At 65.1% G+C, this 25,961-nt stretch carries 25 protein-coding genes; 4 read left to right on the top strand and 21 right to left on the bottom strand.

The window, feature by feature from the left end:
- The first annotated feature begins 70 nt into the window (after nucleotides 1–70).
- Nucleotides 71–973 (top strand): AEC family transporter, encoded by a 903-nt coding sequence (locus L0C59_RS07820; protein WP_243090802.1) that lies wholly within the window; start codon nucleotides 71–73, stop codon nucleotides 971–973.
- On the opposite strand, the gene L0C59_RS07815 is transcribed toward L0C59_RS07820, so the two are convergent.
- From L0C59_RS07815 to L0C59_RS07795, 5 genes are read right to left on the bottom strand one after another with little or no spacing between them, the layout of a single operon-like run.
- Entirely contained in the window at nucleotides 923–1,333 is a 411-nt protein-coding gene (locus tag L0C59_RS07815) for a hypothetical protein (RefSeq protein WP_243090796.1), read from the bottom strand. The two genes, L0C59_RS07820 and L0C59_RS07815, sit on opposite strands and share 51 nt — an antisense overlap.
- Nucleotides 1,330–2,016, bottom strand: a complete 687-nt coding sequence (locus tag L0C59_RS07810) for a 16S rRNA (uracil(1498)-N(3))-methyltransferase (protein ID WP_243090795.1) — start codon at nucleotides 2,014–2,016, stop codon at nucleotides 1,330–1,332. The genes L0C59_RS07815 and L0C59_RS07810 overlap by 4 nt, the downstream gene beginning before the upstream one ends.
- Before the next feature lie 3 nt (nucleotides 2,017–2,019).
- Nucleotides 2,020–2,784 (bottom strand): 50S ribosomal protein L11 methyltransferase, encoded by a 765-nt coding sequence (locus tag L0C59_RS07805; protein WP_243090794.1) that lies wholly within the window; start codon nucleotides 2,782–2,784, stop codon nucleotides 2,020–2,022.
- A 4-nt stretch (nucleotides 2,785–2,788) separates the two neighbouring features.
- Entirely contained in the window at nucleotides 2,789–3,385 is a 597-nt protein-coding gene (locus tag L0C59_RS07800) for a helix-turn-helix transcriptional regulator (protein ID WP_243090793.1), read from the bottom strand.
- 1 nt (nucleotide 3,386) lies between these two features.
- Nucleotides 3,387–4,439, bottom strand: coding sequence for an Mrp/NBP35 family ATP-binding protein (locus tag L0C59_RS07795; RefSeq protein WP_243090792.1), 1,053 nt, complete (start codon nucleotides 4,437–4,439; stop codon nucleotides 3,387–3,389).
- Nucleotides 4,440–4,536: 97 nt separating this feature from the next.
- Between L0C59_RS07795 and L0C59_RS07790 the strand changes: the two genes are divergently transcribed.
- On the top strand, nucleotides 4,537–5,142 hold the full coding sequence (locus tag L0C59_RS07790; protein WP_243090791.1) for a hypothetical protein: 606 nt from the start codon (nucleotides 4,537–4,539) through the stop codon (nucleotides 5,140–5,142).
- Here the strand turns inward: L0C59_RS07790 and L0C59_RS07785 are convergent.
- Nucleotides 5,112–5,372, bottom strand: coding sequence for a hypothetical protein (locus L0C59_RS07785; RefSeq protein ID WP_243090790.1), 261 nt, complete (start codon nucleotides 5,370–5,372; stop codon nucleotides 5,112–5,114). The genes L0C59_RS07790 and L0C59_RS07785 overlap by 31 nt on opposite strands.
- Before the next feature lie 61 nt (nucleotides 5,373–5,433).
- Between L0C59_RS07785 and L0C59_RS07780 the strand changes: the two genes are divergently transcribed.
- Nucleotides 5,434–8,022: a valine--tRNA ligase gene (locus tag L0C59_RS07780; protein ID WP_243090789.1), complete on the top strand. Its 2,589-nt coding sequence runs from the start codon at nucleotides 5,434–5,436 to the stop codon at nucleotides 8,020–8,022.
- On the opposite strand, the gene L0C59_RS07775 is transcribed toward L0C59_RS07780, so the two are convergent.
- Genes L0C59_RS07775 through trpC form a run of 5 tightly spaced genes read right to left on the bottom strand, consistent with a single transcriptional unit; the run spans nucleotide 8,006 to nucleotide 12,464 of the window.
- Nucleotides 8,006–8,569 (bottom strand): DUF6812 domain-containing protein, encoded by a 564-nt coding sequence (locus tag L0C59_RS07775; RefSeq protein ID WP_243090788.1) that lies wholly within the window; start codon nucleotides 8,567–8,569, stop codon nucleotides 8,006–8,008. The two genes, L0C59_RS07780 and L0C59_RS07775, sit on opposite strands and share 17 nt — an antisense overlap.
- A gap of 14 nt (nucleotides 8,570–8,583) precedes the next feature.
- Nucleotides 8,584–10,617, bottom strand: a complete 2,034-nt coding sequence (locus L0C59_RS07770) for a single-stranded-DNA-specific exonuclease RecJ (RefSeq protein ID WP_243090787.1) — start codon at nucleotides 10,615–10,617, stop codon at nucleotides 8,584–8,586.
- 45 nt (nucleotides 10,618–10,662) lie between these two features.
- The gene (locus L0C59_RS07765; protein WP_243090786.1) at nucleotides 10,663–10,977 is read right to left on the bottom strand and encodes a LapA family protein; all 315 of its coding nucleotides are present in this window, start codon (nucleotides 10,975–10,977) and stop codon (nucleotides 10,663–10,665) included.
- A gap of 4 nt (nucleotides 10,978–10,981) precedes the next feature.
- Entirely contained in the window at nucleotides 10,982–11,692 is a 711-nt protein-coding gene (hisA, locus tag L0C59_RS07760) for a 1-(5-phosphoribosyl)-5-[(5-phosphoribosylamino)methylideneamino]imidazole-4-carboxamide isomerase (RefSeq protein WP_243090785.1), read from the bottom strand.
- 4 nt (nucleotides 11,693–11,696) lie between these two features.
- Entirely contained in the window at nucleotides 11,697–12,464 is a 768-nt protein-coding gene (trpC, locus tag L0C59_RS07755; protein ID WP_243090784.1) for an indole-3-glycerol phosphate synthase TrpC, read from the bottom strand.
- A gap of 53 nt (nucleotides 12,465–12,517) precedes the next feature.
- Between trpC and L0C59_RS07750 the strand changes: the two genes are divergently transcribed.
- Entirely contained in the window at nucleotides 12,518–13,357 is an 840-nt protein-coding gene (locus L0C59_RS07750; RefSeq protein ID WP_243090783.1) for a patatin-like phospholipase family protein, read from the top strand.
- Between the two features lie 4 nt (nucleotides 13,358–13,361).
- On the opposite strand, the gene L0C59_RS07745 is transcribed toward L0C59_RS07750, so the two are convergent.
- The 10 genes from L0C59_RS07745 to rimO all read right to left on the bottom strand — a co-directional run bounded on the left by L0C59_RS07745 (nucleotide 13,362) and on the right by rimO (nucleotide 25,949).
- The gene (locus L0C59_RS07745) at nucleotides 13,362–13,787 is read right to left on the bottom strand and encodes a hypothetical protein (protein ID WP_243090782.1); all 426 of its coding nucleotides are present in this window, start codon (nucleotides 13,785–13,787) and stop codon (nucleotides 13,362–13,364) included.
- Nucleotides 13,788–13,791: 4 nt separating this feature from the next.
- Complete coding sequence (locus L0C59_RS07740; RefSeq protein WP_279232600.1) at nucleotides 13,792–14,535, bottom strand: amino acid ABC transporter ATP-binding protein; 744 nt, start codon at nucleotides 14,533–14,535, stop codon at nucleotides 13,792–13,794.
- Nucleotides 14,532–16,505, bottom strand: a complete 1,974-nt coding sequence (locus L0C59_RS07735) for a TRAP transporter permease (protein ID WP_243090781.1) — start codon at nucleotides 16,503–16,505, stop codon at nucleotides 14,532–14,534. The genes L0C59_RS07740 and L0C59_RS07735 overlap by 4 nt, the downstream gene beginning before the upstream one ends.
- Before the next feature lie 55 nt (nucleotides 16,506–16,560).
- Nucleotides 16,561–17,511, bottom strand: a complete 951-nt coding sequence (locus L0C59_RS07730) for a TAXI family TRAP transporter solute-binding subunit (protein ID WP_243090780.1) — start codon at nucleotides 17,509–17,511, stop codon at nucleotides 16,561–16,563.
- A gap of 61 nt (nucleotides 17,512–17,572) precedes the next feature.
- Entirely contained in the window at nucleotides 17,573–18,361 is a 789-nt protein-coding gene (locus tag L0C59_RS07725) for an amino acid ABC transporter permease (protein WP_243090779.1), read from the bottom strand.
- A gap of 55 nt (nucleotides 18,362–18,416) precedes the next feature.
- A complete protein-coding gene (locus L0C59_RS07720; RefSeq protein ID WP_243090778.1) occupies nucleotides 18,417–19,181 on the bottom strand; it encodes an ABC transporter substrate-binding protein in 765 nt (254 codons plus the stop codon).
- A gap of 121 nt (nucleotides 19,182–19,302) precedes the next feature.
- On the bottom strand, nucleotides 19,303–21,759 hold the full coding sequence (gene glgP, locus L0C59_RS07715) for an alpha-glucan family phosphorylase (protein WP_243090777.1): 2,457 nt from the start codon (nucleotides 21,757–21,759) through the stop codon (nucleotides 19,303–19,305).
- A 91-nt stretch (nucleotides 21,760–21,850) separates the two neighbouring features.
- Nucleotides 21,851–23,323, bottom strand: a complete 1,473-nt coding sequence (locus L0C59_RS07710; RefSeq protein ID WP_243090776.1) for a TrkH family potassium uptake protein — start codon at nucleotides 23,321–23,323, stop codon at nucleotides 21,851–21,853.
- Nucleotides 23,295–24,632, bottom strand: a complete 1,338-nt coding sequence (gene trkA / locus L0C59_RS07705) for a Trk system potassium transporter TrkA (RefSeq protein ID WP_243090775.1) — start codon at nucleotides 24,630–24,632, stop codon at nucleotides 23,295–23,297. Before trkA ends, L0C59_RS07710 begins: the two co-directional genes overlap by 29 nt.
- 12 nt (nucleotides 24,633–24,644) lie before the next feature.
- Nucleotides 24,645–25,949, bottom strand: a complete 1,305-nt coding sequence (gene rimO, locus L0C59_RS07700) for a 30S ribosomal protein S12 methylthiotransferase RimO (RefSeq protein ID WP_243090774.1) — start codon at nucleotides 25,947–25,949, stop codon at nucleotides 24,645–24,647.
- Nucleotides 25,950–25,961 lie beyond the last annotated feature (12 nt).

Genomic DNA, 25,961 nt, shown 5'->3' with positions numbered 1-25,961 from the left:
GAAGGCGCGGAAGTCCCTTGGGGTTATGCCCTATGGAGGTTTTGACGTGTACATAGCCCATGCCCTTAGAATGCCTCACATGCAGGCCCTCCTCAACACGGTCCTTCCCGTGGCCCTGGTGGTCTTCTCGGGGTATCTGCTGGGAAAACGCATCCCCATGGACCTCACCACCCTAAGCCGCCTCACTCTCTACCTGCTGGTGCCCGCCCTCATCTTTGACGCCATGTACCGGGCGGAGTACTCCCGGGAAGGCCTGGTGGGCCTTGCCTTGGGCTTTGCCCTTACCTACCTCCTCCTCTTTCTGGCCATCACCGGGGTGGCCAAACTCCTTGGCCTCTCCCCCGAGGCCGCCAAGGGGCTTCTCGTCTGCAGCCTATTCCCCAACTCCGGCAACATGGGGCTTTCCCTGGTCTACTTCGCCCTGGGCGAGGAGGGCCTGAGGCGGGCCGTGGTGTACTTCATCCTTTCCAGCGTGGTCATGTTCGGCCTGGGGCCGGCCTTCATAAGGGGAGGCGGGCTTAGGGAAGGGCTTCTTTTCACCCTACGCCTACCCCTCTTTTACGCCCTCCTTCTGGGCCTCTTGCTAAAAGCCCTGGGGGTAAGCCTCCCCTTCCGCCTGGACGAGGGCCTCCGCCTCATGGGCCAGGCGGCTATCCCCGTCCTCCTCCTTACCCTGGGGATGCAGATGAGCCAAACCCGCTTCCAAGTGGGGGCCTTTGAGGGGGTGGCCAGCGGCCTGCGGCTGCTCCTGGCTCCCCTTCTAGCCTACGGGGCGGGGTTTATCCTGGGCCTTCCCCGGCTGGAGCACCAGGTCCTGGTCCTGCAGTCGGCCACCCCCGTGGCGGTGAACGCCTTCCTCCTCACCCGGGAGTTCGGCGGGGAAGCCCTGCGGGTGGCAAGGAGCGTGGTGGTCTCCACCTTTCTAGCCTTCCTGACCATTCCCCTCTTTCTCCTCCTCATCGGGGTCCGGTAGCCTGGGCGTCCCCAGGTCCAGCTGGAAAAGGACCCCGCCCGCCCAAAGACCCACCAGGCGGTGGTAACCCTCGCCCAGCGGAAAAGAAACCCGATAGCCTCCTGCCCCCTCCAGGAAAAGAGCCTTCTCCAGGAGCAAGGCCTCCTCCCGGAACCACTTGAGGTGAAGGTAGCCCGGGTAAGGAAGCCGCTCCACCCTGAGGAGCAAAAAGGCCTCCACTGAGCCCTTCTCCAGGCGGGCCATCACAAAAGGCCTTTCCGGGGGCAAGGGCTTGCCAGGGTCCAGGGGCAGGAAGGTGTAGCGGCAGCCTGCGAGAAGGAAGAGGAGGGCCACACCCCCAAACCAGGCGAGGGGCTTCACCTCCCCTCCCCAGCGGTGCACAGGGCGAGGAGGGCGATGGCCGCCGTCTCCGCCCGCAAAATCCTCCGGCCCAGGAAGACCGGGGTAAAGCCTTTCCCCTGCAAAAGTTCCACCTCCTCCTCCGCGAAACCCCCTTCCGGTCCCACGGCCAGGGCCAAGGGCTTCCCGAGGTCCAGCACCTCCCGCACCAGGCTCCTTGCTCCCACATGGGCCACCATACCCTGCTCCACCTTCGGAAGAGCGGTTAGGGGAATGGGAGGCAGGACCTCGGGCACCCTCAGCCTACCCGACTGCTTGGCCGCCTCCACCGCGATGGCCTGGAGTCTTTTCAGCTTCCCCTCCCCCATCTCCTTGGGCACGGTGTGCCGGGTGACGAGGGGTTGGATGCGGGTGGCCCCGAGCTCCGTGGCCGCGCGCACCACCTCGGAAAGCTTGTCCCCTTTCAACAGGGCGGGGTAAAGGGCCACCTCCACCCCCACCTCCCGCTCCGGGCGCCGTTCCTCCAGGATGCGGTAGCGCACCGGCGGCCCCAGCTCCACCACCTCCGCCAGGGCCTCCCGGTCCGCGTCAAAGACGGTGAACCGGTCTCCCGGCCTCGCCCTCAGCACCTCCAGGAGGTGCCGGCTTTCCCTTAGGGGAAGCACCCCGGTCAGGCCTGGGCTATAGGCGCGGTGCGGGCGCATGGCTCACATCCCGTAGGCCAGCAACACCCACTCCCCTTCCCCTTCCTCCTCCAGGAGGGACAAGCCCTCCCTGGCCATGGCCTCCTTCACCAGGGGGGCTTTTTCCGCCAGGATCCCCGTGAAAAGAAGCCTCCCCCCAGGGGCCAGGGCCTTGGGATAGTGGGGGGCCAACTCCCGGTGAAGCTCCGCAAACAGGTTGGCCACCAGGAGGTCAAAGGGCCCATTGGGCAAGGCCTCCTCGAGGCTACCCGGGAGGAAGCGGACCCAGACCCCGTTTCTCCTGGCGTTCTCCTCCGCCTGGGGAAGCACGGTTACGTCGATATCCACCCCCAAAGCCTCGCCCCCCAGCTTGGCGGCGGCGATGGCCAGGATGCCCGAGCCCGTGCCCAGGTCCAGCACCCTTTCCCCAGGGCGCAGGTGGCGGGCCAAGGCGGAAAGGGCCAGCCGGGTGGTCTCGTGGTGCCCGGTGCCGAAGGCCATACCGGGCTCGATCACCAAAGGAATCCCCTCCCCCTCCCAGGAGTGCCAGGGAGCCAGGACCACGAAAGGCCCAGCCCGCACGGGCTTAAGGTCCCGCCGCCAGGCGGAAAGCCAGCCCTCATCGGGAAGCTCCTCCCACACCCCCCCAAAGGGGAGGTCCACAGGAGAGGGAAAATAAGCCCACACCTCCCCCTCCCGCTCCTCGAGGCCCCGGGCCCCCCGGTCAAAGAGATCGGGGATCAAGGGGTCCAGTTCCGCCGCCGTCCCCTTAAGGCGGTAAACCCACACCCCGCTATTCTACCCGGTAGCGGCAACAGCTCCCCCCCTCCGCCAGCCTCTCCTCCCGCATCAAGGGTAGGCCCAGCAACTCCTGGTAGGCCAGGAGCTCGCTTTGACAAAGGGCCTCGTGCTCCCGGGAAAGCGCCAGCTTGGGACAGCGCTTCTGGCACAGGTAAAGCCTTCCCCCCTCCTCCACCACCTCCGCCTCGTAGCCCTGCTCCCTCAGGAACTGGGCCAGGCGGGCAAGCCGTTCCCTAAGGGGAAGGGCCGCCAGGTTCAAGGGGGCGAAAAGGTTGCGGTTCCTCTGCAAGAGGAGGCGCACCACCCCTTCCCGGCCCAGCGCCCTCTCCACCTCCCTAAGCACATCCCCGCAAAGGGAAGCGTAGGGAGCCTCCTTGTCCTGGGCCATGTACAGGCGGTAGGGCCGGCCCCGGCCCAGGCACTTCCTAACCTCGGAGCGCACCAGGCCCCGGGCCTCGAGGTCCTGCAGGTGCTTCAGCACCGCCACCCGGCTCACCCCCAGGGCTTCGGCCAGCTCCTTGGCGGTATAGGGCTTGAGCCTTAAGAGGTCCAGAACCCGTTCCTTGGTGCCTTCCAGAACTAAGGCCATATCAGGCCAGGGGCAGGGCGATAAAGGCCTGCACGCTTAGGCTAGCCGCCAGCTCCCGGGCCGCCTTCCTAAAGGCCTCCGCCTCGGGACCCTCAGGGCTTTCCACCAGGATGGGCCTTCCCCGATCCCCGCTTTCCCGCAAGGGTAGGGTGAGGGGAATCTCCCCCAGGAAACGGGTCTTGAGCCTTTCCGCAAGCCGCTTTCCGCCACCTTCCCCGAAGATGGGGGTGGGCTTACCGCAGTGGGGGCAGAGGAAGTGGCTCATGTTCTCCAAAACCCCCAGGATGGGCACCTGCACCTTCTTGAACATGTCCGCAGCCCTTTCCGCATCGATCAGGGCCACCTCCTGCGGGGTGGTCACGATGACCCCGCCGGAAACCTTGGTGAGCTGGGTCAGGCTGAGCTGCACATCCCCGGTTCCGGGGGGCAGGTCCACCACCAGGTAGTCCAGCTCCCCCCAGTTCACCTCCTCCAGGAACTGCTTGATGGTGCCGTGGAGGATGGGCCCCCGCCAGATCATGGCCTGCCCAGGGGGGACGATGTTGGCGATGGAGAGGACCTTAAGGCCAAAGGCCTCGAGGGGAAGGATCTTCCGGTTCTGGTCCACCTTAAGCCTCTCCCCCTCCAGGCCGAACATCTTGGCCTGGCTGGGCCCGTAGAGGTCCGCGTCCAAGAGGCCCACCCTGGCCCCCTCCTGCAAAAGGGCCAAGGCCAGGTTGGCGGCCACGGTGCTCTTGCCCACCCCACCCTTGCCGGAGCCCACCGCCACCACATGCTTCACCCCGGGGATGGGGTACTGCTCGGGGGACCTAACCCCTCCGCCAAAGCGCACCCGCACCTCCTCCACCCCCAGGGGATGAAGGGTCCGCTTGATGTCCGCCTCTATCTGGCCCTTTAGGGGGCAGGCGGGGGTGGTGAGGTGGATCAGGAGGTCCACCCGGCTCCCTTCCAGCTTCACCTCCCCCACCATGCCCAAGGAGACCAGATCCTTGCCCAACTCGGGGTCCATAACCGTGCGCAGGGCCTCGAGGACCCGCTCTTCCGTAAGCGCCATACCGGGCTCAGGGTATACCCGGATACGGTTTTGGGCAAGGGGGAGACTCACAGTTTTCATCAACCCCCTCCCGAAGCCTGGGCTAATATGGGTTGGCATGTACCCCGAGTGGCGGAAGCAACCCTTCTTTGAGCTTCACCTGGCCTGGCTGGTCCAGGGACCCAAGGGCTACGACCTCCTCTTCAAGATCAATCCCTATAGCCTTTACAAAACCCGTGAGGAAGCCCTGGAAGCCGCCAAAGCCCTCCTAAAAGGAGAGAGGCTGGACCAGGATCCCAGGGTGGGAAGGAACCAGGCTCCCGTGCTCCTTTCCCCAGAGGACCGCAATCGCTTCCTGGTCCTCTTGGAAAGCGGTAAGGCCCTTTTGCCCCTGGACCGCTACGCCCTTTGGGGGGAGATCGCCTGGGTGGAGGAGCGCCTCCTCCACCGGGCTCCTTTTGGGGACCCCAGCAACGTGCTCCATAGCCTAAAGGGTCTTCCCGTCCGCCTCCTCCTCACGCCCATCAACGACCCCGAAGCGGAGTCCAGGGAATTGTCCCAAGGGATCCTCCAGCTGGAGCCGGAGGGCATAAGGGTGGGGGGTACCTCCCTGGCGATTCCCCCGGAGACCCCCATAGAGGGCCTAGCCTATGAGGAAGCCTTCTTTGACCTGGGAGAGGGCCACTACTACCTCTATGCCCTTTCCAGCTCCACACCCTCATAGAGGGCCTTTAGGTCCAGGGTGGCTTCCGGGCACGGGAGGCGCACCTGCCCTTCCGTGTAGACCTCCAGCCTGAAGCTTCTTCTGTGTTTGCCATAGAGCTCCACACGCCATTGCCGGGTACTCCCCAGGAGATGGCATAGGGAAAACCCCCGCCAGCTGGTGGCGCACCGGGCTCCTCCCGCCTCCAAATAGGCGGCAAAGGACAGGGGCGCCTTGGCTACCTCTCCCATTGGCCCCATCCCAGCGCCCAAAGGGCAAACCCTTCCTGGCTTGGGTAAACTATCGGGTAGCATGGACCTACCCAAGGCCTACGACCCCAAGACCGTGGAGCCCAAATGGGCGGAGAAATGGGCCAGCAACCCCTTTGTGGCCAATCCCAAAAGCGGCAAACCCCCCTTCGTCATCTTCATGCCGCCCCCCAACGTGACCGGAAGCCTGCACATGGGCCATGCCCTGGACAACTCCCTCCAGGACGCCCTCATCCGCTACAAGCGCATGCAGGGGTACGAAGCCGTGTGGCTTCCCGGCACCGACCATGCGGGCATCGCCACCCAGGTGGTGGTGGAAAGGCTTCTCCTGAAAGAGGGCAAGACCCGGCATGACCTGGGACGGGAGGCCTTTCTGAAGCGGGTTTGGGAGTGGAAGGAGGAATCGGGGGGTACTATCCTGAAGCAGCTCAAACGCCTGGGGGCCAGCGCCGACTGGAGCCGGGAGGCCTTCACCATGGACGAGGCCCGCTCCAAGGCGGTGCGCTACGCCTTTAGCCGCTACTACCACGAGGGCCTGGCCTACCGCGCCCCTCGCTTGGTCAACTGGTGCCCGCGGTGCGAGACCACGCTTTCGGACCTGGAGGTGGAAAGCGAGCCCACCCCGGGCAAGCTCTACACCCTGGCCTACGAGGTGGAGGGAGGGGAACACATCGCCATCGCCACCGTGAGGCCGGAGACCGTCTTTGCTGACCAGGCCATCGCCGTCCACCCCGAGGACGAGCGCTACCGCCACCTTATCGGCAAAAAGGCCCGCATCCCCCTCACAGGGGTGTGGATCCCCATCCTGGCGGACAGCGCCGTGGAGCGGGAGTTCGGCACGGGGGCCCTCAAGGTGACCCCAGCCCACGACCCCTTGGACTACGAGATCGGGGAAAGGCACGGACTGGAAGCGGTCTCCGTCATCAACCTGGAAGGGCGCATGGAAGGGGAAAGGGTGCCGGCAGCCCTCTTGGGCCTGGACCGGTTTGAGGCCCGGAAGAAGGCGGTGGAGCTCTTCCGGGAGGCAGGCCATCTCCTGAAAGAAGAGGACTACACCATCCAGATGGCCACCTGCTCCCGCTGCGGCACCCCCTTGGAGTACGCCATCTTCCCCCAGTGGTGGCTTTCCATGAAGCCCCTGGCAGAAAAGGTGATAAGGGGCCTGGAACGGGATGAGATCGCCTTCGTGCCCGAGCGGTGGAAGAGGGTCAACCTGGACTGGTTGCGAAACGTTCGGGACTGGAACATCTCCCGTCAGCTCTGGTGGGGGCACCAGATCCCCGCCTGGTACTGCCAGGATTGCGGGGCGGTCAACGTGCCCCACCCCGAGCGCTACCTGAAGGACCCCAGCGCTTGCGAGGCCTGCGGAAGCCAAAACCTAAAGCGGGACGAGGACGTCTTTGACACCTGGTTTTCCTCAGCCCTCTGGCCCCTTTCCACCCTGGGTTGGCCCGAGGAGACGGAGGACCTCGAGGCCTTCTACCCCGGGGACGTCCTGGTCACGGGATACGACATCCTCTTCCTATGGGTAAGCCGCATGGAGGTTTCCGGTTACCACTTCCGGGGGGAGAGGCCCTTCAAGACCGTGCTCCTCCACGGCCTCGTCCTGGACGAGAAGGGGCAGAAGATGTCCAAATCCAAGGGGAACGTCATCGACCCCTTGGAGATGGTGGAGCGCTACGGGGCGGACGCCCTGCGCTTCGCCCTCACCTATCTGGCCACGGGGGGCCAGGACATTAGGCTGGACCTCCGCTGGCTGGAAATGGCCCGGAACTTCGCCAACAAGCTCTATAACGCCGCCCGTTTCGTGCTCCTGAGCCGGGAGGCCTTCCAGGCCACATCCCAAGAGCCCACCCTGGCCGACCGCTTCATGCAAAGCCGCTTAAGCCGGGGTGTGGCGGAAATAACCCGCCTCTACGAGGCCCTGGACCTAGCCCAGGCGGCCCGGGAGGTGTACGAGCTGGTCTGGAGCGAGTTCTGCGACTGGTACCTGGAGGCCAGCAAGCCGGCCCTAAGGGCAGGGAATGCCTATACCCTACGGACCCTCGAGGAAACCCTCGCCACCCTCCTCAAGCTCCTCCACCCCATCATGCCCTTCCTTACCAGCGAGCTCTACCAGGCCCTCACGGGCAAGGAGGAACTGGCCCTCGAGGCTTGGCCCCAGCCCAAGGCCACGGACGAGGAAGCCCTAGCCCGGTTTGAGGCCCTCAAGCAGGCGGTGACGGCGGTACGGGCCCTAAAGGCCGAGGCCGGGCTTCCCCTGGCCCAGGAGGTGGGGGTCTACCTGGAGGGGGAAACCGGCCCCGTGGTGGAGAACCTCGAGGTCTTCCGCTTCCTGGCCCGGGCGGAGCTGTTACCCGAGCGGCCCCATAGGGCTCTGGTGAAGGCCATGCCCAAGGTGACGGTGCGCATGCCCTTGGAGGGGCTTCTGGACGTGGAGGAGTGGAGGCGCCGGCAGGAAAAGCGCCTGCAAGAACTCCTGGCCCTGGCGGAAAGGAGCCAGAAAAAGCTTTCCGCCCCCGGTTTCCGGGAGAAGGCCCCCAAGGAGGTGGTGGAAGCCGAGGAGGAAAGGCTTAGGGAAAACCTGACCCAAATAGAGCGCATCCGGGAGGCCCTCAGCCAAATAGGGTGAGCCGGGGGTCTTGGGCCTCTCCCGGGGCCTCGGCCACCGCCTCGGCTCGGCGCAGGTTCAAGGTGACGAAGGGGAAGGTTTCCCAGGGTTCCAGGTCCACGATGGGCTTGTTGGCGGCGAGGACGTAAAGCTTGGCCTCGAGGAGGGTCTGGAATGGCTTGGCCTGGGAAAGGTGGTCGGAAAGCCGCACCCCCCGGGGAAGAAGGAGTTCGCCCGCAAGGAGGTAGTCCCCAAAGAGAAAGGCCAGCCTTCGCCGCTCCAGAAGGCTGGGAGAGGTGCGGGGCTCGCTGGGTTTCCCCCCCACCACCCACTGGATCCGCTCCTTGCGCAAGGCCAGGAAGCCGGTGCTGGCCTTTAGGTCCTTGGCCTCCGGGGGATGGGCATAGCCGGGAGTGTACAGCAGGGCGCCGGTGACCGGAAGATAGGGCTTCTCCTGGTTCAAAAGGTCGGCGGTGCCTGCCCCGGGCACCAGGTAGATGAGCCCGTAGATCCGGTAGGCCTGGGTGTAGATCCTGGCCTCATGAACCTCCCGCGGCTGCTTGTACACCCTTCACCCCCTGTTCACGCCCACGCGTTTGCCCTATCGGCCAAAGCCGTCCAGTAGGCCAAAAGGGCCTCGCTGAAAAGAGGGGCATGCCCTCGCCGATAGGCGAAGAGAAGCCTCTGTCCCACCAGGGCCCTAAGCCGTTCTTCTCGGGTGTCCAGGACGGGCTGGGCGGTGAGCCGCCTCTGGGTGACCGAGCCCAGGGCCACATACACCGGCCCCCGGAGCACCTCCACGGGAGAAGGCGGCAGGCCCAGCCAGAGGGAGGCCTCCTCTGGAGGCAAGAGGCGAAACCCTGCTCTCCTTGCGTACTCCAGCCCCTCGGGGTTTTCCTCGGGCACATAAACCCCCTCCCCCGCCTTGGCCCTAGCCACGGCCTCTGCCAGGAGGATGGGAAAGGCAAAAGGAGGTATCCCCCCCTCCAACTCCCCTGGCTCCCGGAAGTCCAGGGCCTGGGCCTCATAGGACACGGTGCCATTCCAGCGGTTTTCCATCAACAAGACCGCGGCTTCCAACTCCGAGGGCATGGTGGCTGCCCGCTCCCCCATGCGCCAGGCCACCACCCGGATCCCCCCCAGGCGGAAGGAAAGGTGTTTGCCCCCCAGATAGCCCTTTTGGGGCTGACCTCCCATGGAACGGACCTCCTCCGGGGAACCGGTCAGGAGGAACAGGGGCTCGGGATTGCCTTCCCCAAAGGGCTCCAGGGCCATAAGGGCTCGGTAAAGCTCGGGAAGAGAGGAGGAAGGAGGCAACAACCCCACCAAGGGCACCTCCCGCACGGGGTCGGGGAAGGAGGCGGCAAAGGCCTCCACCCGCCCCTTAAACCGGGGGAAAAGGGCTTCATCCACGGCAAAGCCCGCAGCCTCCCGGTGGCCACCATAGCGCAGGAGAAGGTCTTCGGCACTCCTCAAGGCCTCCACGGCGCTGATGGGGGGGAGGCTTCGCACCGTGCCCTTCCCCTGAGCCACGATGAAGACCGGGCGCAAGGTGGCCTCGAGGATGCGGCTCGCCACGATGCCCATCACCCCCGGGTGCCCCTCGGGATCGTGGAGGACGATGGCCTTGGCCTCGGGGTCGGCCTGGGGAAGGAGCCTCCCAAGCATTTCCTCCTCTATGGCCTGGCGGCGGGCGTTCAGCCGGTTTAGCTCCTCCACCAAACCCCTGGCCTCCTCCTCATCCTCCGTGAGGAGAAGCCTAAGGGCTTTCTCCGCCTCCCCCAAGCGGCTTGCCGCATTGATACGGGGAGCGATGCGGAAGGCCACTTCCACCGCTTTTCCCGTGTAGCCCACGCTTTCCGCCAGCAGGCGAAGCCCAAGGATAGCGGAGTCCCTCAGGCGCTCAAGCCCCTCCCGCACCAGGGCCCGGTTCCACCCCCAAAGGGGGGCCACGTCGGCGATGGTGCCCACCGCCGCCAGGTCGGCATACTCCAGGGGCGGGGGCAGGCCCAGCCTTTCGTGGAGGGCAAAGAGGAGCAGGAAGGCCACCCCGGCCCCCGTGGGGTGCTCCCCAAGGTCCGGGGTGTAGGCGGGGTGAAGGATCACGCCCGGAGGAGGGGTATCCCGGGGCGTGTGGTGGTCGGTGACCAGGACCTCCACCCCGTTTTCCACGAGCTCCCGAAGCTCCGCGTGGTTGGCGATGCCGCAGTCCACCGTCAGGAAGAGATCCGCGGCTTCCAGGTGTTCGGGGACGCGCTTGGGGTGCACCCCATACCCTTCCTCGAGGCGATGGGGGATGAAGGCATGCACCTCCGCCCCCAGCGCCCTAAGACCCCGCACCAGGATAGCGGTTCCGGTGAGGCCATCCGCATCGTAGTCCCCGTGGATGCGGATGCGCTTCTTCCCCTCGAGCGCCCATAGGAGAAGCTCCACCGCCTCCTTAAGACCCCTTAGGGGAAGAAGGCCCAAGGCGGGTGTTAGGTCCTCCGGGCGGCGCACCCCCCGATGCCAGTAAACCAAGGCCGCCTCCGGTCCCACCCCGAAGGTCTCCATCACCTCCCGCCACTCCCCCACAGGGGGCAGGGGAAGCATACGCCAGCGCACCCGGTCTTTCATAGCGCTCCTTTCCGGAAGCACCCACCCCATCCCACCAGGCGGGCCTTAAGCCTCCTCCCGGTCGGGAATCTTGGGAATCTCCTCGATGCGCTCCCGCTTTAGAGCGTTTATCTCCCCCTGAAGCCGCCGCACCTCCCTAAGAAGGGCACGCCTTTCCCCCAGGCCCCCAAGCCAAAGGGCAAGGGCATACACTCCCCCCACCAAGAATCCCAGGGCATAGGCCGCGGGAAGGAGGTAGTAAAGGGGCCAGGAACCCAAAGGGGTGGGCACCTCCAGGAAGGGGAAGGCCAAGTACAGGTACAACCCCGCCCCCGCCACCCCCAAGGTGACCAGGAGAAACACCCAGTGGGCCAGCTTCATGGCCTTAGAATACCCCTTCCTTGTAGTGGGAAAGGCGCACCCGCCCCTCGTAGAGGGCCTTGCCCAAAAGGGCGCCCTCCATCCCGAGGCGCTTTAGGCCCACAAGGTCCTCCGGGCCCGCGATCCCCCCGCCCGCAATGAGCTCGTGGGGCCAGGCCTCGCGTACCCGGGCCACCACCTCCAGGTCCAAGCCCTTGAGGGTCCCATCCCGCCTGACATCGGTGTAGATCACCGTGCGCACCCCCATGGCCTCCCAACGCCCAAGAAGATCCAGGGCGGAAAGGGAAGTGGCCTCCTGCCAACCCGAGACCACCACCTCGAGGCCCCGGGCATCCAAGGCCACCGCCAGCCTATCAGGCCCCGCCTCCGCCAACAGGGCCTCCAGAAGACCAAAGTCCTTTACCGCCACCGTGCCCACCACCACCCGGGAAGCCCCCAAAAGGAGAATCTCCCGGAGAACCTCCAGGGAACGCACCCCGCCCCCCACCTCAAAGGGAATGCGCACCGCCCGGGCGATCTGACGGAGGGCCTCGAGGTTATCCCCCCTTCCCAGGGCCCGGTCCAGGTCCACTAGGTGCAGAAGCCTTGCCCCTTCCTCCTGCCAGCGCAGGGCCGCCCCCACCGGGTCCCCGTACGGGGTCTCCTTCCCCGGGTCCCCCTCGTAAAGGCGCACAGCCCTGCCCCCCTTCAGGTCCACGGCGGGAATCAGCAGCATGGGGCTATCCTATCAGGGCCCTAAGGGCCTCCTCCAGGCTTCGGCTTTTCATCAGGCTGGTGCCGATCAGGACCGCATCAAAAAGTCCGCTTAAGGCTTTTAGCTCTTCCCGGCTGGAATACCCGGACTCCGCCACCAAGACGCCGCCAAACCCCCTCTCCCTGGCCAGGCGGCCAAGGCGGGGGGCCGTGGCGAGGTCGATGCGCAGGGTGCTGAGATCCCGGTTGTTGATGCCCACCACCTCTGCCCCCGCCTCCAGGGCCAGCTCCAGCTCCCTTTCCGTGTGCACCTCCACCAGGCTATCCAGGCCAAGCCGCGCGGCTTCCTCCAGGTAAGCCCCGGTGAGTTCCCCCAAAAGGGCCACGATGAGGAGGACCGCGCTGGCCCCGTAGGCCTTGGCCTCCTCTAGCATGAAGGGATCCACCACGAAGTCCTTGCGCAACAGGGGCAGGTCCACCGCCCGACGGACCTTGGGGAGGTCCTCGAGGCTACCCCCAAAGTAGTGGGGCTCGGTGAGGACGCTGATGGCCTTGGCCCCGCCCCGGGCATAAGCCTGGGCTGCTTCGGCGGGGTCCATCTCCCTTATGGCCCCTTCCGAGGGGCTTGCCTTCTTCACCTCAGCGATCACGGAAAGTCCTGGCCCCAGCAGGGCCTCCCGGAAGGAGGGCACCATCTCGGGGGCAGGGGGAAGGGGATGGGGAACTACCTCCTTCGCCCGCCTGCGGGCGATCTCCCCTAGCACACCGGGAACCCTACTCAAGTACGGGCGCATGCCAAGGTTATACCATGGCTTCATAGGTTACCTTTTTACGTGGAGGTAGGGATGTGCGAGGGGTGGCCTTGGCCTTAGGCGGTGGGGGCGTGCGCGGGTACGCCCACCTGGGGGTGCTGGCGGTTCTGGAGGAGGCTAGGATACCTATCCGAGGGCTTGCGGGCAGCTCCGCGGGCGCTTTGGCCGCCGCCGCCTATGCCTTCGGCCACAAGGACCCATGGCGTATCCACGAGGCCATCTTTGACCAGGAGATCGCCGGGCTCCGGCAAGGGGGAAACCTCCGCGCCTTGGCCAGGCTCTTCACCGCCTTCCGGCGCCCCCATCTGTTTGAAGCGGAAAGGATCGCCCAGGGGCTACAACGCCTCTTCGGAGAGGCGCGCCTCGAGGCCAGCCCTATCCCCTTGGCCATCCAGGCAGCGGACCTCCTCACGGGGGAGCGGGTAGTCCTCCGCCAAGGCCCGGTTTGGGAGGCTGTTCTCGCCAGCATGGCCATTCCCGGCCTCTTCCCGCCCGTGCCCTGGGAGGGGAGGCTTTTGGTGGATGGGGACGTGGCGGAAAAGGTTCCGGTGCGGGCTGCCAAGGAGCTTTTCCTCAAGGTGGTGGCCGTGGATGTATCCAACCCTCCGCCCAAGGAAGGGCCAAAAACGGCCCTCGAGGCGGCGCTTTTAGCCGGGGAGGCCAGCCGGCGGCGCCTAAAGGACCTAGCCCTTCGGGAAGCCGACCTGATCATCGCCCTCAATCCCCCCAAGGCCATAGGTACTTTTGACCACGAAGCCCTCCCCCTGGTCTACCAGCTGGGGCAGAAGCGGACCAGGGAACACCTCGAGGAGGTCAAAGCCCTGTCCCGGCTGCGCCTAAAGGACGTGGCCCGGGCCTTGAGGCTTTCCCCATAGAAACCTACCTTCGGACCAAAAGGGCCCGCTCCGAGCGGTACCACAGGTACAAAAACCCCAGGCCTCCGAGGAGAAAAAGAAGCAAACCCCCAGGCCAAAGCAGAAGGCCCATCACCCCCAAAAAGAAGAAGAGGGCTCCTCCCAGACCCAAAACCCGCAAGGGAGTGAGGGGCTCCTCCCCTTCCTTCCTCCAAGCGGCCTCCGCCTGGAGGAGAAGCCATAGAGCACCTCCCAGGGCCAAGCCCCAAAGAAGGGGGTGGGACGCCCTGGGCAACACCCAGGCCAGAAGGAGGAGCACCCCCCCTTGAAGGGCCAGGAGGAAACCCGCATAGAGCCTGAGCCCCTTTAGGCGCCAGGATGAGGGGGCCTTTGGATCCAGAAGGGCCTCCAAAAGCCCCCAAAGACCTCCTTTGCACCCGGGTTCGGGCATGGGCCTAATGGTGGAGCACCCGTTGCAGGAAGGCCCGGGTCCTCTCCTCCTTGGGGGAGGAGAAGATCTCCTCCGGCCTCCCCTCCTCCACAATCTGCCCCCCGTCCATGAATATCACCCGGTCCGCCACCTCCCGGGCAAAACCCATCTCGTGGGTCACCACCAGCATGGTCATGCCCCCCCTGGCTAAATCCCGCATCACGTCCAACACCTCCCCCACCATCTCCGGGTCCAAAGCACTGGTGGGCTCGTCAAACAACATCACCTTGGGCTCCATGGCCAAAGCCCGGGCTATGGCCACCCGCTGCTGCTGGCCCCCGGAAAGCTGGCCCGGGTACTTCCCCGCCTGGTCCAGGATCCCCACCCGCTCCAATAGCTCCAAAGCCTTCCCCACCGCCCGCTCCCGGGACCAGCCCCGCACTCGCATGGGAGCCAGGATGATGTTCTCCAACACCGTCATGTGGGGGAAGAGGTTGAACTGCTGGAAGACCATCCCCACCTCCCGCCGCACCTCCTTGAGGGCCTTCTCCTCCTTCACGTTGCGCCCGTCCACCACCACCTCCCCCTCCTGGAAGTCCTCCAGGCGGTTGATGCAGCGGATCAGGGTGCTCTTCCCCGAGCCCGAAGGACCGATGATCACCAGCCTCTCCCCAGGAGCCACCTCCAGGTGGATCCCCTTGAGCACGTGCAGGGCACCAAACCACTTGTGCAGGTTGTGGATGCGGATGATGGGGTCCACCGCTTTCATTTTCGCACCCGTTGCATGGCGTAAACCAGGAGGAAGAGGGCCAAGCCGATGGCATCCGTAAGAACCCCCGGTATCACCAAGGTGAGGGCCGCCGCCATGAGAAGGGCCCTCTCCAAGAGGGTGGTGCGCTTATGTAGGAAGCCCACCAGGCTGGCGCTGAAGGCCGTCAGGCCCAAGAGGGCGGAAAGCACGATCCACACCCCCTCGGCCACGCTTCCCACCCCCAAAAGGAGAAGCTTGGGGCTGAAGAAGAACATGTAGGCCAGGAGGGCGGTGCGAAGCTCATACACGAAACCCTGGACCGCCGTCCTCCAGAAATCGGACCTGGCGATGGCGCTGGCCGCGTAGGCGGCCAAGGCCACCGGGGGCGTGGAGTCGGCCATGATGCCGAAATAGAAGACGAACATGTGGGCAGCCACGGGGGGCACCGCATAGCCCGCCTTCTCTGCAAGCTGAAGCACCACCGGCACCACCAAGGAGGCCATGACGATGTAGTTGGCGGTGGTGGGAAGCCCCATGCCGAGGAGGAGGCTGGCGAGCTGGGCCAGGATGAGGACCAGGAGAAGATTCCCCCCCGATAAGCGCTCCACGATGTCCGTGAGGCCAAAGCCAATCCCGGTCATGGTGACGATGCCCACGATGACCCCGGCGCTGGCGGTGGCCAAGGCGATGCCCACCATGCCCCGGGCCCCCGCCTCGAGGCCCTCCAGGATAAGCCTCCCCCCTCTAAGAAGACCGAAGCCGAGCCCGGTTTTCCCCCTATGGGCCCGCCACACCTCCTGGAGCAGGATGAGGACCAGCATGAGGAAGATGGTGTTCAAGGCCGCCCGCTCTGGGGTAAGCCGCAGGCCCACCAGGGCATAGATCAGGTAGACCAGAGGCAAAAGGTAATGGAACCCGGAGCGCAGGATGGGGCCCACCGGGGGAAGCTCCGAGCGCGGCACCCCCTTGAGCCCAAGGTGGAGGGCCTCGAGGTGCACGGTGATGAAAAGGGTGGCATAGGCCAAAACGGCGGGGATGACAGCGATCAGGATGAGCTGGCTATAGGGGATGCCCAGGAACTCCGCCATGATGAAGGCCGCCGCTCCCATGACCGGAGGCATGAGCTGCCCGTTGGAGGAGGAGGCCACCTCCACCGCCCCGGCCTTCTCCGGTGGATAACCCACCCGCTTCATCAGGGGGATGGTGAAGGTGCCCGTGGTGACCACGTTGGAAACGGAACTTCCCGAAACCACCCCCGTGAGGGCGCTGGCCACCACCGCTGCCTTAGCCGGCCCCCCGCGGAAGTGGCCCAACAGGGCGTAGGCCACCTGGATGAAGAAATGTCCCGCTCCTGCCCTTTCGAGTAACGCCCCAAAGAGGACGAAGAGGAACACAAAGGTGGCGGAAACCCCCAAGGGCACACCCCAGATGCCCTCGGCGGTGGTGTAGAGCTGCCCCATGAGCTGACCCCACTGGCTACCCGCATGGAGCTGAAGCCAAGGGGGAAGGGTAAAGGGGAGAAGCCCCTTAGGCCCGGTAAGGGCATAGAGGATAAACACCGAGGCGATAATGGGCAACGCGGGCCCCACCACCCGCCAGGCAGCCAGGAAGAGGACCACAAGGGTCAGGGTCCCCATGAAAACATCCTGCTGGCTGGGGATACCTCCCCGGAGCTGGGTGATGCCGTAATACTCAAAGACCACGTAGAGGGCCCCGGCCACTCCCAGCAGCGCTAGGCCCCAATCCAGAAGGGGAATGCGGTCCCTCGGCCCTCGCCTCCCGGGGTAGGCCAGAAAGGCCAGGGCTAAGGCGAAGGCCAGGTGCACCGCCCTGAGCCGCATGGGATCCAGGGTGCCCAGCTCGGTGGCCCAAAGCTGAAAGAGGCTCCAGACCACCCCCAGGCCAAAGACCAGGTACCGCGCCGCTCCCTTGGGCCTTCGCCCTCCCAGCTCGGTCTCCTCCACCAAAAGCGAGGCGTCCTTCTCCATGCTCCCTCCAGGCAAAGGGGGCCCCAGGCGGGGCCCCCTGGGCTCAGCCTACAGCCTACTTGAGGACTCCGGCCTCCTTGTAGAACCGCTCCGCACCAGGATGCAAGGGGATTGGCAAGCCCTTCACCGCCTTCTCTAAGCTGAAGAAGCGCTCCAGGTTGGGGTGGATCTTCTTGAAGGCCTCCTGGTTGCCGAACACCGCCTTCATGAACTTGTACACGGTTTCGGCGGATAGCTTCTCCGACGCGATCAGCATGGCCTGCACCGCCACCGTGGGCGTGGTGACCTCCACCCCCTTGTAGGTGCCCCCAGGGATGTTGAAGCCCACGTAGAAGGGGTACTTCTTGGCGATGGCCTGGACCTTACCCAGGTCCACCGCCACCAGGGTGATGGGGGTGGTGAGGGCCAGTTGCTGGATGGCGCTGGCCCCCAGGCCCACCGTGTAGAAAAGGGCATCCGCCCGCTTATCCTGCACCAGCTGGATGCCCTGGGTGGCGCTCACCCGGATGGCCTGGCCCAGATCCTCAAAGCGGAGGCCGTAGGCCTCGAGGATCTGCCGGGCATTCTGCTCGGTACCCGAGCCCACATCGCCCACCACCACCCGCTTACCCTTGAGATCCGCCACGGTGCGGATGCCCGCATCCGCCCGGGCCACGATATGGACCACCTCGGGGTAAAGGGCCGCCAAGGCGCGGATGCCCTTCACCGGCTTGCCGTCAAAGGCAGCGATGCAACACCCCTGGTAGGCGTAGTAGGCGATATCGTTTTGCGCCAGGGCCATTTCAAACTCCCCGGCGGCGATGGCGTTGATGTTGGCCACGCTGCCCCCGGTGGAGCGGGCGTTAGCCCGGATGCCCACGCCCGCATCGTTCACCAGCTTGGCCATGCCCGTGGCCACGGGGAAGTAAACCCCCGTGGTGGAACCCGAGCCGATGGTGATAAACTCCTGGGCCAGGCCCAAGCCTAGGAAAGCGATCCCTGCCAACAACGTCCCTTTTAGCCGCATAACCTTACACCTCCTTTATGCCGCAGGCAGTATACCCATAGCCCCTTCCCTTACACAAGCCCTACCTCCCCGCCACCTGAAGCCTCCGCTCCAGGAGGTTGGTAAAGAAGGTAAGCACGGTGGTGAGGAGCAGGTAAATGGCCGCCACCGCCAGGTAGACCTCCACGGGCCGAAAGGTGGCCGAGATGATGCGTTGCCCGGAAAGGGCCAGCTCGGTAAGGGCGATGACGCTGGCCAAGGAGGAATCCTTGAGGAGGGCCACCACGTTGTTGACCAAAGGAGGCACCACGATGCGCAGGGCCTGGGGCAGGATCACGAAGCGCATGGTATCCGCCGGGGAGAGCCCTAAGGACCAGGCGGCCTCCCACTGCCCCTTGGGAATGGCCTGGATACCCGCCCGCACCACCTCGGCGTTATAGGCTCCCACGTTGAAGGAAAGGGCGATGAAGGCCGCCCAGTAGGGGGTGAGAACCTGCTGGGCCTCGGGCCAAAGGGGCTTTAACAGAAGGGGCAAGGCGTTGTAGGCGAAGAGGATCTGCACCAAAAGGGGTGTACCGCGGGTAACCCAGATGTAAAAGCTGGCGGGAAGCCGTACCCAAAGGCGGCGGGAGAGGCGGAACATCCCGGCAAACACACCAATGACAAGCCCCGCCAAGCCCGAGATTAAGGTGAGCTTTAAGGTGATCTCCGCCCCCAAGGCCATGGCCTGGGCCGCGGAAGCCGCCCGGTCAGGGCCAAAGCCCGTGAGGAGGAAGTAGCGCTCCAGGACCACGCCCAAAAGGGCGAACAAGCCAAAATACCCCCCAAGGAGGAGGGCCAGGAACACGAAAACCCGCAACCAGGATGGCATCTTCAAGGCAGGGAAAGGGCCCAGGGCACCCCATTACCCCGGGCCCGAACCTGGCTTACTTACAGCGCACGTCCTCGCCGAACCACTTCTTGCTGATCTGGGCGTAGGTGCCGTCCTTCATCAGGTCGGCAAGGGCCTGATTAAGTGCCTGGAGCAGGCTCTTATTGCCCTTAGCCACCGCCATGGCTACCCTTTCCTGGAAAACCAACTCTCCAAGCTGGAGGGTATTCTCCAGCTTTCGCTCCTTGATGGCCTCCTTGGCCACGAACCGGTCCGTGATCCAGGCGTCCAAGCGGCCCGAGAGGAGGTCTTGAAGGGCATCGGGGTCCTTCTGGTAGGTGCGCACCTGCTTGATGCCGGGAATCTTCTGGGCAGCCTCCATGTAGGTGGTGCCGATCTGCACCCCCACCACCTTGCCCCTTAGCTCCTTGGCCGTCTTTGGGCCTCCCTTCTTGCTCACGATGATGCCGCCCGTGCAGTAATGGGGGTCGCTGAAGTCCACGGCCTTGGCCCGTTCCTCGGTGATGCCGTGGGAGGCGATCACGAAGTCAAACCGGCCCTGGTTCAGCTGGATGAGGAGGCTGTCAAAGGCCTGGGTGATCCAGACGGGCTTCAACCCCAGCTTTTTGGCGATGGCGTTGCCCAGATCGATCTCAAACCCTACCAGCTGGTTTTTCTCGTCAAAGTAGTTGAAGGGGGGAAACTCCCCCTCCGTGCCGATGCGGATCTCCCCGGAGCGCCTGATCTGGTCCAGGGTGCGCACCTGGGCAAACCCCACCGCAAGGCCTAGCAGTCCCAGCACAATCAACCAACGTTTCATGCTCCACCTCCCCTGTAATACGGGCCGATTATACCGGCAGCAACCCCCTCGTCAAGGCAGGGAGAAGAGGGCTGGCCTTACCCATAGGACCCTCTCCCATCTTTCCCAAGGCCATCCCCCGCTAGGCCCAGCGCACCCACTCCACCCGACCGGTGACGGGATGCCTGAGGGCCAACCTCACCCCGTAGGCGTAGCTCCCTGGGCGGGAAGGGCGGTAGAGAACCTCAAACCCCCCGGGACCCTGGGCCATGGGCACCACCTCCAGACCCCCACCCGCACGGCGCACCACCAGCTGGACCTCGAGGAAAGGCCTTAGGGCCTCCGGCACCTCCCCCTCCAAATAGGCCCGCGCCCGCAAGGGCTCCCCGTTTAAGGTCAGGTCCCCAGGAACCTCCACCCGGAGGGCCAAGGCATAAAAGGCGGGCAAGGCCTCGTGGAAGGCGCGTAGCACCTCCTCCTGACCTTTCGCCTTCCCCGCCCACTCCTGCCCCCTTCCATAGAGGGCCAGGTACTCCCGCACCATGCGGGCGGCGCTGAACCTGGGGCCCACGGTGCGAAGGCTCTCGTGGACCATGGAAAGCCACCCCGAGGAGTAACCCTCAGGCCCCTTGGCGTAGAAAAGGGGAAGTACCTCCCCCTCCAGCACGTCGTAAAGAGCCTGGGCGTCGGCCATGTCCTGGACTTCCTCGCTCTCGTAGACCCTTTCGTCACCGATGGCAAAACCGTTCTTCCCGTTGTAGGCCTCAGCCCACCAGCCGTCCAGGACGCTTAGGTTCAAGACCCCGTTCAAAGCCGCCTTCATCCCGCTGGTGCCCGAGGCTTCCATGGGCCTGCGGGGGGTGTTGAGCCAGACATCGCTGCCATGGACCAGAACCCGGGCCAGGTACATGTCGTAGTCCTCCAGGACCACCATGCGGTCCTCGAGGCCATACTCCTTGATCCTGGCCATGAGCTCCTGTAGGTAGGCCTTGCCGGGCTCGTCCTGGGGATGGGCCTTGCCCGCAAAGACAAACTGCACGGGATAGGGCCCCTTTAGGATGCGCAGGAGGCGTTCGGGATCCTTAAAGAGCAACACGGCCCGCTTGTAGGTGGCAAAGCGGCGGGCAAAGCCGATGGTGAGGGCCTCGGGGTCGAGGACGCGCTCCGCCTGGCGGAGGCGGCTTGGGCTTTCCCCGTTCCGGCGGCGTTGCTCATATAGGCGGGCCCGCGCCTCCCGCACCAGCTCAGCCCTGAGGTCCCGATGGATGCGCCAAAACTCCTCCCCCAACCCCTCCACCCTCCAGGTGGCGGGGTCCTCAGGATGCCTTAGCCAGTCAGGGCCAAACACCTCGGCATAGTGGCGCCGCAACCTGGGGTGGAGAAAGGTCCAGGTGTGGACCCCATTGGTGATGTGTCCGATGGGCACCTCCTCCCGCAAAAGCCCCGGCCATAGGTGGTGGAACATCTCCCGGGACACCTCCCCGTGCAGGCGGGAAACCCCACCCGCCTGGGCGCTGGTCCTAAGGGCCAGGTTGGACATGGAAAAAACCTTGCCCCAGGGCTTCTCCTCGAGGCCCAGGGCAAAAAAGCCCTCCTTGTCCAAGCCCAGCTTTTCCCAGAAGCCCAAGAGGTACCGTTCCACAAGCTCCAAGGGGAAGGCATCGTGCCCTGCGGGCACCGGGGTGTGGATGGTGAAAAGGGCCCCGGCCCGGGCCAGCTCCAAGGCCACCGGGAAGGCATACCCCTCGGCCACCAGCTCCCGCACCCTTTCCAGGCCCAGGAAGGCCGAGTGCCCTTCGTTCATGTGGAAGACCTGGGGGTTAAGCCCCAAGGCCCGTAGGAGCCGGACCCCCCCGATCCCCAACACCATCTCCTGCTGGATGCGCATCTCCAGCCCGGGGGCATAAAGCCTGGCGGTAATGGCCCGGTCCTCCGGGGCATTCTCCGGGAGGTCCGCGGTGAGGAGGTATACGGGAACGGCACCCACCTGTACCCGGAAGGCCCCAAGCCAGACCGTCCGCCCGGGAAACTCCACCCCCACCCGCAAAGGGCGGCCCTCCTGGTCCTGCACGGGCAACAGGGGAAGCTCCTCCGGGTGCAGGGTCTCGTACACCTCCACCTGGGCTCCCTCCGGGGAAAGGCGCTGGTGGAAGTAGCCCTCGTGGTAAAAGAGCCCCACCCCTACCAGGTTCAGGCCCAGGTCGCTGGCTGACTTGATGTGGTCCCCAGCCAGCACGCCAAGCCCCCCCGAGTAGATGGGCAAGGAGCTGTGGAAGCCGTACTCCGCGGAGAAGTAGGCCGCAAGGGGCCCTTCCTTCGCCTCCCGTTCCTTGAGGTAGGCCTCCAAGGCCGCCACCACCGCTTGGACCCGGGCGGGATAGGTGCTCCCCGCCAGGGCCTCGAGGCGGGCCGGGTCCACCTCCAAGAGCAACTTGACGGGATTGCCGCGGAAACGCTTCCAAAGCGCGGGATCGATCTCCTGAAAAAGCTCCGCTGCCTCCGGATTCCAACTCCACCAGAGGTTATAGGCCAGCTTCCTTAACCCCTTAAGGGCCTCGGGAAGCTCTGGCATGGCAGTAAGGTGCCCAAGTACCTTCACAAAGGGGATTATACCCGCTCCTCCGCCCAGCCCCAAACCTGCCCTGCTTATAGGACAAGGAAGCTTTTCTACGCTCAGCAAGGCGCAAAGCTCAGCGTAGCCGGCGCCACAGCTCCGGGCTGAAGAGGAGGACCACGGGAAGGATCTCGATCCGCCCCGCCCACATCTGGAAGATGAGGACCATCTTGGAAACAGGATGGAGTTCCGCATAGGAGCCCATGGGACCCACAGCTCCCAGCCCCGGCCCGATGTTGCCGATGGCCTGGGCACTGGCGGTAAAGGCCTCCACAAAACTCCCCTCCAAAAGCGCCAGGGTCAGGGTACCAAAGCCAAAAAAGAGGGTGTAGAGGAAAATGAAAACGGAGACCTGCCGCATGGCCTCCTCAGAAACCACCCGGTGGCCCAGGCGCAGGGGAAGGACCGCCCTGGGATGCAGGGTGCGGGTGATCTCCCGCCTGAGAAGTCCAAAAAGCAAGAGCCAGCGCACCACCTTTATGCCCCCCGCCCCTGAGCCCGCACTTCCCCCCACAAACATGAGGATTACCAGGATGGCCTGGGCCGGCACCACCCACTGGGCGAAGTCCACACTGGCAAAACCTGTGGTTGTCACAATGGAGATCACCTGAAAGAACGCATGGCGGAGGCTAGCCTCGAGGCTGTACATGTGGTGGGTGTACAGGTAAAGGGCTAGGAGGGAGCCCGCCAGGAGCATCAGCAGGGCATAGGCCCGGAACTCCACATCCTTGAAAAGGGGCTGGACCTCCCGCCCGAAGAAAAGGCGGTACTGCAGCAGGAAGTTCACCCCTGCCAGGAACATGAAGAAGCTTCCTAGCCACTGGGCCAAGGAGGGGTAGGTTGCAAAGCTCTGCGGGTTGGGGCTGAACCCCCCCGCAGGGGTAGTGGTTAGGGCGTTGGCCAAGGCCTCGAAGACGGGTATACCCGCCCACCAATAGGCCAGGAAGGCCAAGGCGGTAAGGGTCAGGTACACCCGCAAGACCGCCTGGGCGGTGTGCCGGAGCCTGGGGGTGAGCCTTTCCTTCTCCACCCCCGTGCTCTCGGCGAAGAAAGCCTGGCGGCCCGCCACCTGAAGCTGGGGAAAGACCACCAAAAAGAGCACCACGATGCCGATGCCCCCCATCCACTGGGTGAAACTCCGCCAGAGAAAGAGGCTCTTGCCAAACTGCTCGAAGTCCGAAAGCACCGTGGCCCCCGTGGTGGTAAAGCCGGAAACAGCCTCAAAAAGGGCGTCTAGGTAGCCCATCCCCCCGGAGATCCAGTAGGGTACGGCCCCCAGGGCGGGCACCAAAAGCCAAAGGAGAGCCACGGCGGCAAAGACCTCGGCCCGGGGCGGCTGGGCTTGGGGATGCCCCGCCCCTTGCAGGGCCTTGCCCAACCCCACCCCCAGCACCGCCCCAAGGAGGAATCCCCGGGCGTCCTCCCCCCAGCCTAGGGCCAAGAGGGCAAAGGCCAGCATGAGAAGGCCAAAGCCCTGGTAGGTGAGGCCCAAGAGGTACAGGCTGGAACGAAACCCTTGCCTACCCGACGATGCGGGCCACGGCTTCATCCGCCACCTCCCGGGCCACCACCAAAAAGAGCCGGTCATTGGGAAGGGCCTCGAGGTCCTCGCGGTAGAGCATCACCCGATGGTCCCGCTCCAGGGCCACCGGGGCCACCTGGGGCGTGGCCAGGGTGCTCAGGTACCGAGGCCTGAAGTTTTCCGGGAGCTCCACCTCCAAGAGCTCGATGTTCTCGTCCATGGTGGACACATGCTCCACGTTCTCGGGCCCTAGGTAGTCCAAAACCGCCCGCACCGCAGCCTGGCGGGGGGTGAGGGGCAGGTCTATGCCCACCTGTTCAAAGAGCCTGCGGGTTTCCGAGCGGGAAACCCGGGTGATCACCTTGCCCACTCCAAGCTGCTTGGCCAGCAGGGAGGCCAGGAGGTTCTTCTCGTCGTTATCGGTCACCGCCACCACCGCATCGGCCTCCTGCAAGCCCTCCGCCTCCAAAAGCTCCAGATCGGTACCGTCCCCTTGGATGATGAGGGCGCCGGGAAGCTCCTGGGAAAGCCATTCGCACCGCTCGCGGCTGGGCTCGATGATCACCACCTCGAGGCGCCGCCTTAGAAGCTCCTGGGCCACCATGAACCCCACGTTCCCCCCACCGATGACCATCACCCTGTGCACGCCCCGCCCCGTGGCAAAGTAGGCCTCCAGCTCAGGGAAAGCCCTTAAGGAGGTGACGAAAAGGATCTTGTCCCCGGGCTCCAGGATGACCTCGGGGTACTCCGGGTGGGCGAAGCTCCAGAATGCTCCGTCCCGCACCAGCCCCACCACCAAAACCCCCTCCGGCCAAGGCAGCTCGGTCAGAAGGCGGTGGGCGTAGGGGCCACCCTCCTTGACCCGGTACTCCACAAAGCGCAGACGCCCCTCCGCCAGCACCTCGGTGTCCACGGCCCCGGGAACCAGGATCACCTCCACGATCTCCCGGGCCATGGCCCTTTGCGGCCAGAGGACCTTGTCGATGCGGGTGCCTAGGATCTCGGCGGTGCGGGGGTCGGTGAGCACCTCCACGTACCCGCCCTTCCCCACAAAGCACAGGGTTTCCTTGGCCCCCAGGCCCTTGGCCAGAAGGGAGGCCAGCAGGTTCACCTCGTCAGAGTCCGTGCTGGCGATGAAGAGGTCCGCCCGGTCCACCCCCGCCTCCCTCAGGGCATCGGGATCCGTGGCCCCCCCCACCACCACCTTCACGTCCAGATGGGCGAAGCGCTCCTTGGCCTGGGGGTTGCGGTCCAGAACCACCACCTCGTGGGCTTTTTCCAGGGTGCGGGCCAGTTCCCCGCCCACCTCCCCGCCCCCGGCGATGACGATGTACATACCGCCCCTATCCTAAACCTGGACCCCGTAAAGGTCGTGGGTGTCCGCCCGGGTGATCCGGACCTGGATCCTCTCCCCCACCCGGGCCGTGCCGTCGGTTTCCACATGGACCAACCCGTCGATACCCGGGGAGTCCCGGTAGCTCCGGGCCAGGGCCAAGCCGGGCTCCGGAAGGTCATCCACCAGGACCTCGAGGGTCTTCCCCACGAAGCTTTGGTTTTTCCGCAGGCTGATTTCCGCCTGCACCTCCATGAGCCTGGCCCTGCGTTCCTCCTTGACCTCCTCGGGCACATGGCCCGGAAGGGCGTTGGCCTCGGCCCCCTCCACCGGAGAGTAGGTGAAAACCCCCACCCGGTCCAGCTCCGCCTCCTGCAAAAAGTCCAGGAGGATCTGGAAGTCCTCCTCCGTTTCCCCCGGAAAGCCCACGATGAAGCTGGAGCGGATGGCAAGCTCCGGAACCACCTCCCGCCAGGCCTTAAGGGTCTTCAGGTGGCTTCGGTACCCCCCGGGGCGGCGCATGAGGCGAAGAATCCTTTCGGAAGCATGCTGCAAGGGCACGTCCAGGTAGGGGAGCACCTTTCCCTCGGCCATGAGGGGAAGAAGCTCCCGCACGTGGGGGTAGGGGTAGACGTAGTGAAGCCGTATCCAGGCCCCAAGCTCCGCCATGTGGGTGAGGAGGTCCTTGAGCTCGGCCTTCACCAGGCGGTCTCCCCAGAAGCTTTCCCGGTGGCGGAGGTCTACCCCGTAGGCGGAGAGGTCCTGGGCGATGAGGAGGAGCTCCCGGGAGCCCGTGGCCACCAGCCGGGCGGCCTCCGCCAGGACCTCCCCGGCGTCGCGGGAGCGCAGGCCTCCCCTCAGCTGGGGAATGATGCAGAAGCTACAGCGGTGGTCGCATCCCTCGGAAAGCTTCAGGTAGGCGTAGTGCCGGGGGGTGAGCTTCACCTGGGGTGGGATGAGGTCCAAAAGCGGGTGGCGGGGTGCGGGCAACACCTCCTGCACCGCCTCCAGGACCCGCTCCACCTCCCCCGGGCCAGTGACCTCCAGCACCTTGGGGTACCTTTCCCGGATCACCTCGGGCCTGGCCCCCAGGCACCCCGTCACCACCACCTTGCCGTTTTCCCGCAGGGCCTCCCCGATGGCCTCGAGGCTCTCCTCGATGGCCGGGGTGATGAAGCCGCAGGTGTTCACCACCACCAGCTCCGCCTCCTGGTAGCTGGGGCTGGTCTCGTAACCCAGGGCTTTCAGCCGGGAAAGGATCTGTTCGGAATCCACCAGGGCCTTGGGGCAACCCAGGCTCACAAAACCGATCTTCGCCATAGACCTCCGGGA

This window comes from Thermus neutrinimicus, from assembly GCF_022760955.1.
Taxonomy (GTDB): Bacteria; Deinococcota; Deinococci; order Deinococcales; family Thermaceae; genus Thermus; species Thermus neutrinimicus.
The sequence above is the reverse complement of the archived record's forward strand: the minus strand, read 5'-3'. Positions and strand labels throughout refer to the sequence as shown.